This window comes from Kitasatospora sp. NPDC052868 (assembly GCF_044547105.1).
In the GTDB taxonomy this organism is placed as follows: Bacteria; Actinomycetota; Actinomycetes; order Streptomycetales; family Streptomycetaceae; genus Kitasatospora.
Window position 1 is genome coordinate 112,211 of the sequence record NZ_JBITZW010000014.1, and the last position, 7,010, is coordinate 119,220.

At 72.2% G+C, this 7,010-nt stretch carries 8 protein-coding genes; 4 read left to right on the top strand and 4 right to left on the bottom strand.

The genetic code is table 11. The annotated features are described in order from the left end of the window. The first annotated feature begins 114 nt into the window (after positions 1-114). Entirely contained in the window at positions 115-1,290 is a 1,176-nt protein-coding gene (locus ACIGZJ_RS23860; RefSeq protein WP_396459121.1) for a metallophosphoesterase, read from the top strand. 295 nt (positions 1,291-1,585) lie between these two features. Further along, a complete protein-coding gene (locus ACIGZJ_RS23865) occupies positions 1,586-2,467 on the top strand; it encodes a hypothetical protein (protein ID WP_396459122.1) in 882 nt (293 codons plus the stop codon). A gap of 64 nt (positions 2,468-2,531) precedes the next feature. On the opposite strand, the gene ACIGZJ_RS23870 is transcribed toward ACIGZJ_RS23865, so the two are convergent. After that, positions 2,532-2,828 carry a putative quinol monooxygenase gene (locus tag ACIGZJ_RS23870; RefSeq protein ID WP_396459123.1) on the bottom strand — a complete coding sequence of 99 codons (297 nt, stop codon included), beginning with the start codon at positions 2,826-2,828 and terminating at the stop codon, positions 2,532-2,534. Positions 2,829-2,904: 76 nt separating this feature from the next. After that, the gene (locus ACIGZJ_RS23875) at positions 2,905-3,813 is read right to left on the bottom strand and encodes a LysR family transcriptional regulator (protein ID WP_396459124.1); all 909 of its coding nucleotides are present in this window, start codon (positions 3,811-3,813) and stop codon (positions 2,905-2,907) included. 124 nt (positions 3,814-3,937) lie between these two features. On the opposite strand from ACIGZJ_RS23875, the gene ACIGZJ_RS23880 reads away from it, so the two are divergent. Next, a complete protein-coding gene (locus ACIGZJ_RS23880; protein WP_396459125.1) occupies positions 3,938-4,333 on the top strand; it encodes a VOC family protein in 396 nt (131 codons plus the stop codon). A gap of 4 nt (positions 4,334-4,337) precedes the next feature. On the opposite strand, the gene ACIGZJ_RS23885 is transcribed toward ACIGZJ_RS23880, so the two are convergent. Further along, on the bottom strand, positions 4,338-4,727 hold the full coding sequence (locus ACIGZJ_RS23885; protein ID WP_396459126.1) for a DUF5994 family protein: 390 nt from the start codon (positions 4,725-4,727) through the stop codon (positions 4,338-4,340). Positions 4,728-5,101: 374 nt separating this feature from the next. After that, positions 5,102-5,572, bottom strand: a complete 471-nt coding sequence (locus ACIGZJ_RS23890) for a hypothetical protein (protein ID WP_396459127.1) — start codon at positions 5,570-5,572, stop codon at positions 5,102-5,104. A gap of 486 nt (positions 5,573-6,058) precedes the next feature. Here ACIGZJ_RS23890 and ACIGZJ_RS23895 point away from each other — a divergent pair. Next, on the top strand, positions 6,059-7,010 hold a 952-nt coding region (locus ACIGZJ_RS23895), incomplete at its 3' end, for an ice-binding family protein (RefSeq protein ID WP_396459128.1).

The following is a 7,010-nucleotide window of genomic DNA, read 5'->3' on the forward strand; positions in this document are numbered from 1 at the left end:
GACCATCCCCAGCCGGGACAAAACGGACCTGACGGACTGCCCGGCTGACGCTCCGGAGGATTGGATACCCACCAGGTGACGACGCCGGGAGAGTGGTCTTCCTATGATGGGCGAATGACACCCGAGGACCGCTTCCCCGGGCCTGAACACCCGGACTCAGGCCCACGTCACCAGCCGGACCTCGACGTGCTGCCCTACGGCACCTACTACGAACCGGAGCCCGCCGGGTACGCCGAGGCCGCGTACGGGTCGGAGACGTACAGCGGCTACGGCGGCGCGCGCTACCTCGAACAGCACTGGCCGGCCACCGGGCAGGCACACAACGCCCACGAGCAGCAGGCCGCGCACCCCGGCTACGAGCCGACCCTGCCCGACCGGCCCTCGCCCGTCCACCAGGGCGACGACCCGCCGACCATCGAGCTGGGCCCGCCGCTCGCCGAGCCCGTCCCTGCCTACCCCTACCCGGCGCCCGCCCCCGGTGAGCCGGTCGGCCCGCTCTACGTGGTCGGCGACGTGCACGGCTACCTGGAGGAGCTCCGCGCCGAGCTGCGCCACCAGGGCCTGATCGACGCCGACGGCCACTGGGCCGCCGGCCGCTCCCGGATCTGGTTCCTCGGCGACTTCACCGACCGCGGCCCGGACGGCATCGGCGTGATCGACCTGGTCATGCAGCTCGCCGCCGAGGCCGCCGCGGCCGGCGGCTACTGCCGGGCCCTGATGGGCAATCACGAACTGCTCTTCCTCGGCGCCGCGCGGTACGGCGACGAGCCCGTCCAGTCCACCGCCGGCACCGCCTCCTTCCTCGCCGCCTGGCGGCTCAACGGCGGCCAGCAGCACGACCTGGACCGCCTGGAGGCGCACCACATCAGCTGGCTCTCCCGGCTCCCCGCCATCGCGCTGGAGGACGGCCACCTGCTGCTGCACTCCGACACCACCGCGTACCTGGAGTACGGCGAGTCGATCCCCGAGGTCAACGACGCCGTCCACGACCTGCTCGCGGACGAGGGCGTGGACGAGTGGTGGGACTGCTTCCGCCGCTTCACCAAGCGCTTCGCCTTCCGCGGCGACGGCGGCCCGCAGGCGGTCCACGAGCTGCTCGACGCCTACGGCGGCTCGCGCGTGGTGCACGGGCACAGTCCGATCCCGTACCTCACCGGCACGGTGCACTCGGACGACGGCGTGCCGCCGCACATCCCCGGCCCGTACATCTACGCGGACGACCTCGCCGTCGCCATGGACGGCGGCGTCACCATGGAGGGCCGGCTGCTGGTCGCGCGGCTGCCGATCTGACCGATCCGACGGTCCAACCGGTCGGCCGGCACGGTCCACGCCCCGGGCGACCCACCGGACCGTCAACTGAACAGGTGTTCGCAACCGCCCCTGGCCTGCGCCCTTCGCGGGCCGGGGCGGCGACCGGAGCGAAATTCCGGAAACCGACTGTCAGCGCGACCGCACCCGCCCCTACCATCGAGGCACACCACACCCGGCCGCTCGTGTGGCGGCCCGTCTCCGTGCCCGCGGGGCCCAGGTGCCCGGGACCACCGTGTCCGCAAGCCTCCGCGGAGCGGGGCCGCACGGGGTTCGCATGAACGGGGTCCCCATGAACAACGCCCCGCACCTGCTCACCGAGGACCGCCCGGAGTTCGAGCGCCTCCTCGACGAAGCACTGCGTGACGGCACGATCCTCACCGCCCTGCAGACGCCCGGCGCCCTCACCGCCGAACAGCTGCGCACCAAGGCGCTGCTCGCCGCCGACACCGTCGCGGCCGCGGCCGGTGCCGAGTACGAGCACTACACGCGGCTGCGCGCGAGCCTGCGCAGCGCGCCCCCACCAGGCCGGCACGGCGAATCGACCGCCCCCGGGCTGCTCACCCAGCTGCGCTCGGGCAACGGCGGCGCCGGACTGTTCCCGGTGCTCACCGTGCTCACCCCCATCCTCGCCTGGGCCGCCGCCCTCGTCCTGCTGCTCCTCGGGTACGCGATGCGCGCCGCCGACCCCGATCTGCCGCTGGCCCGCTCGGTGCTCACGGCCGGCTGGGTGGCGCTCGCGGCGGGCGCCCTCGCGATGGTCGTCGGCATAGTCGGGCTGATCCTCACCGCCCTGCGCGACGGTGCCACCGCCCCCGGCGGCGCCGACCCGGACCTCACCGCCGAACTCGCCGACGCCCGCCGGGAGTGGCAGCACGCCCTGGGCCGGCGGGCCCTGCTGCCGTACCTGCACGCCCATCTGCACTCGGAGCCGGCGCTGCCGCCCGTCGTCCCGGCCCCGGGCTCGCCACCGCCGCCGGACTTCAGCAGCCCCGGCTACAGCAGCGGCCACTACACCGGGCCCGGCTTCACCAGCCCCGGCGCCGAGGGGCTGACCGACCCCGAGGGCCGGGAGCCGCGCACCGCCGCGTTCACCGGCCCGGACTTCACCGGCCCCGGCTACACCCCGCCGGCCTTCACCGGCCCGGACGAGGTCTGACCGTCGGGGTTTCCGACCGGGCGGGTGCCGACCGGGTCGGGTCGGCACCCGCCCGCCGCGGGCCTCACTCGGCGCCGGTCAGCACCCGCAGCTCGGGCGGGCCGTCCAGCAGCTCCGCCGACCGCTCCAGCGACCGGGCCAGATGAGGGCTGGCCAGGTGCGCCTCGAAGGCCTCCCTCGACTCCCACTCCTCCAGCACCACCCAGGCCCGCGGATCGTCCGGGTCCACGTAGTTCCGGTACGAGAGGCACCCCGGCTCGGCCAGGCTCGGCCCGATCATCGACCGGGCCTGCTCCCGCATCTCGGCCTCCCGGCCGGCCTTGGCGCGCAGGACCGCGACCGCGGTGATCCGCTGCGACATCGTCACTCCCCTTTCGTCCCCCGCCCGAACACCGGACGGCCCGACGATCTTCCCTGGCGCGCCCCATGACGCCGGGTCAGGCCTGCGGTGCCGGCCCGGCCGGATCCCCGGCGGCATCCGTCGCCGCGCGGACGAACTCGCGGACCCGCTCGGTGGTGTTGCTCTCCAACCAGACCAGCCCGCGGTCGATCGGCGGGGCGTCGTGGATCGGCACGTACGCCACGTCCGGGCGCGGGTAGTACCGCCGGGAGTGCTCGCCCACCGGCAGGACGCCGCGGTCCATCGCGACCAGCGAGAGCATCTCGGAGAAGGTGTTGCCCACCGGCCCCTTCGGCACCGGGCGGCCGGACGGGGTCCGGTCAGGCGTGCGGTCCCGCTTGAACTCCGCCGAGGTGACCGCCGGGTACTGCACCACCGGATGCTCGGCGAGGACCTCCACCGACACCGACTCCACCCCTGCCAGCGGGTGCCCGGCGGGCACCGCCAGGACCCGCCGCTCCGAGATCAGGGCCGGCCCGCGGGCCATCCCGTCGAAGGGGAAGGCGGCGATGAGCAGGTCGACGGAGCCGTCCAGCAGGCTCGCCCGGGAGTTGAAGAGCTGCACCTCGCGGACGTCGACCCGGCACCCGGGGTGGCGTTCGGTGAACAGGTTCACGGCCCGGAGCAGCACCGTCGCGGTCCACTCGCCGAGGAAGGCGACCCGGAGCTCCCCGGTCACACCGCGACCGGCGTCGACGGCCCGGCGCACCGACTCCTCGATCCCGGCGACCAGCGGCACCAGGTCGTCCGCCAGCCGCCGCCCGATCGCGGTGAGCCGGACGGTACGGCTGGTCCGCTCGAACAGCCGGGCGCCGATGCGGCGCTCCAACCTGCCGATCACCTGGCTGATCCGTCCGGTCGTGACGCCGAGGCGCTCGGCGGTACGGCCGAAGTGCAGCTCCTGCGCGAGCGTCAGGAAGGCCTCGATCTCATGCCGTTCCCACATGACGAACCATCCGATCGTTAACTCTGACTCAACGATCGTAGTGCAGACGTGCGTTGATGCCGCTCCCCGAACAGCGGATCGTGGAACCCGTCACCACAACCCACCACCACCCCGGGAGCCCACCATGGCCGCCGTCCGCATCAAGGCCTTCGACCACCTCGTCCTCAACGTCCGGGACGTCGAGCGCTCCCTGGACTTCTACGTCGGACTGCTCGGCCTGGCCCCGGTGCGGGTCGACGAGTGGCGGGCCGGCCGGGTGTCCTTCCCTTCGGCCCGGATCTCCGCGGAGACCATCATCGACCTGGTCGGCCGCGACCGCGGCGAGTCCAACGTCGACCACATCTGCCTCACCGTCGAGCCGCTGGACTGGGACGAGGTCATCGCCTCCGGCGTCTTCACCGTCCTCGAAGGCCCGGTCCAGCGGTACGGCGCCCGCGGCAGCGCCACCTCGGTCTACGTCCAGGACCCGGACGGCAACACCGTCGAGCTGCGCTGGTACCCGCAGGACGTCGCGCAGTAGCCGCTCAGGCGAGCAGCTCCGCCGCCGGGGTGTGGTTCCCCAGCGCCGCGGCACCCGCCATCGCGCTCGCCGCGATCCCCGCGTCGGTGCCGGGCGGCACCACCAACAGGAGGAAGTGGTCCTGGAAGCCCCGGGTGAGGCTGATCGTCTCGCCACTGGCGGCGAACCATCCGATCCTGACCACCAGCCCGTCCACCACGATCGACTGGGGGATGTCACCCCAGGCGCCGGTGTCGAGGCCGACCCGGACGATCCGGCCCAGATGGGCCCCGAGCGCGGTGATCAGATCGGGCAGCTCGGCCCGGATGTCCTTCGACCGCGGCCACCAGGCGCCGTCGAACATCCCGCCCCGCGCCAAGGTCGGTTCCAGCACCAGCCGCGGCAGCAGCGGCACACCCGGAACGGACCACGGGCCCGCGGAGGAGAAGGGAAGGGGGATCGCCATCATCAGTGGCCGCCCGTCGGGCCCTCGACAGGAGGGCCGCTCATGACCCAGGGCGACACCGGCGTGAATACCGGTATGCGACGTGTCCTCGGTTACTCCCCACGGTACTCCGCGTCACCCTCCGCCGGACCGGCCCTCGGCTCCCGCCTCGGCGCCGCGGCCGTCAGGACGACGATTCGAGGTCCGGCTGCTGCCACGCCCGAGGCCGACCACCCGAGGGCGGAGGCGGCCCGGCAATCCCCAGATCACGTCGCGCACATGCGTAGAACGTGTCCCGCGCCCGGCTGATCCGCCCCACCGCCCGTGGCCACCCGCTCGGCGGCTCAGAGCCCGAGGATTTCGCGGATGAGGCCGAGCTTGCGCTCCGGGGAGAGGTCCTGGGGGCGGTCGGCGAGCAAACCGTTCAGGACGGTGGGGACGTCGAAACCGTCGGGGGTCTGGATGGCGTCGATGACCTGGCACCGCAGGCCGTCGTCCCGGAGGAACACCCACAGCTCGTGTTCCTTGCGCGGTTCACCGTTCTCCCTCGGTGACAGCCGCCAGGCCGGAAACCAGCCGAGCCCCTCCGCGGTCAGACTCTCGGCCACTTCGTCCAGGACGTACTTGCCGAGTCTCCGATACCCGAGAGCCTCGCGCAGCTCCCCGAGCGTGACTCTGAGCAGGCCGCCGGCGATGCGACAGCGTTCGGCCACGGTGCCGGCGTTGCCTTCGGGTGCCGCGAGCAGCCCGCCCTGCGGATTCGTTGGGTCGTTCATATTCGGGCCAACGAATCCATCCCCCGGGCGATACGTCATTTCACCACCCTGGACGCAGCCAAGAGGAAAAACGGTACTGCTAAGGCGTGAGCGGCGACTCGGGGAGGGTTGCGGTGGAAGCCGGGTTGGCGGGCTCCGCCGAGGGCGATACCGGGTTCCGCCGGCATGGCAGGACTCGGGGGAGCCGACCGAAGCAGAAGTCGACGGCCCCGTACGCGGCATTGAGTTCGTTAGCAAACGACACGCCGGAGCGGGGAGGAATATGCCCCGTTGGCGCCAGTGCGTCACCCTTTTGCATCTTTATCATTCTTTCCTTTTCATGTTCTCGTTGCACGGTGTACTGAGTTGGTGACGGCGCATCACCCATCCCTGGTCGGCTGCCGCTCCGCGGCCCTCCCGGGGTGACCCCCGTGGCGCCCTGGCGCATGCACGAGGGCTTGCGGTCCGACCAGAACTCACTATCGGCGCTCCGAAATCCTCTTTCCGAGTGACGGGTCCCAACGCGACTAGAAAGGGTCATGTCCTATGGCAGTCAATGCCATTCCGTCCGCCCCACCTGAGAGAGGGCGTAAACGCTCCCGACTCACCGGGGCGCTCGTCCTGCTGTCCGGACTGACGTTGCTTGCGACGGCGGGTCTGGTCGCGAGCCCCGCACACGCCGCACAGGCACCGGTGACGCTGGGGACCGACACCAGCTACGCGGTCCTGGGCGCCTCGACGGTCACCAACACCGGTCCCAGCGTGATCAACGGGGACCTCGGCCTCAGCCCGGGCACCAGCGTGACGGGCTTTCCGCCCGGGATCGTGAACGGAGTCCAGCATGTCAACGACGCCCAGGCCGCACAGGCGCAGTCCGATCTGGTCATCGCCTACAACGACGCCGCAGGCCGGGCCCCCACGGCCAGCTTGACGTCTCCGGGCGACATCGGCGGACTGACGCTGACGCCCGGCGTCTACAACGCGACGTCGTCGCTGAACCTCACCGGGACCGTCACTCTCGACGCCCTGGGCGATCCCAGCGCCGTCTTCATCTTCCAGATCGCCTCCACCTTGATCACGGCCCCGTCGAGCGTCGTCAGCCTGATCAACGGGGCGCAGCCCTGCAATGTGTTCTGGCAGGTGGGCAGCTCCGCCACCATCGACGTCAGCTCCTTCTTCAAGGGCAACATCCTGGCCATGACGTCCATCACGGTGAACCACGCCTCGGTGATCGAAGGCCGCGCCCTGGCGCGCACGGGGGCCGTCACGCTGGACGACAACACCATCACAAGGGCGGCCTGCACCGTCGGCCCGCCCGGACCGAGCGGGCCGGCGGGTCCGAGTGGTCCTGCCGGTCCGAGCGGCCCTGCCGGTCCGAGCGGTCCTGCCGGTCCCAGTGGGCCCGCCGGCTCGGCCGGCTCGCCCGGTGCTCCGGGTGCTCCCGGCCCCAACGGTGCTTCCGGCGTGGCCGGTGCGCCGGGTGCTCCCGGTGCGCCCG

What these genes read in the sequence shown, in the direction of transcription:
- ACIGZJ_RS23890 (WP_396459127.1), bottom strand. Translation starts at nt 5,572, where the DNA reads ATGACGTATCGCCCGGGGGATGGATTCGTTGGCCCGAATATGAACGAC.
- ACIGZJ_RS23875 (WP_396459124.1), bottom strand. Translation starts at nt 3,813, where the DNA reads ATGTGGGAACGGCATGAGATCGAGGCCTTCCTGACGCTCGCGCAGGAG.
- ACIGZJ_RS23860 (WP_396459121.1), top strand. Translation starts at nt 115, where the DNA reads ATGACACCCGAGGACCGCTTCCCCGGGCCTGAACACCCGGACTCAGGC.
- ACIGZJ_RS23865 (WP_396459122.1), top strand. Translation starts at nt 1,586, where the DNA reads ATGAACGGGGTCCCCATGAACAACGCCCCGCACCTGCTCACCGAGGAC.
- ACIGZJ_RS23870 (WP_396459123.1), bottom strand. Translation starts at nt 2,828, where the DNA reads ATGTCGCAGCGGATCACCGCGGTCGCGGTCCTGCGCGCCAAGGCCGGC.
- ACIGZJ_RS23880 (WP_396459125.1), top strand. Translation starts at nt 3,938, where the DNA reads ATGGCCGCCGTCCGCATCAAGGCCTTCGACCACCTCGTCCTCAACGTC.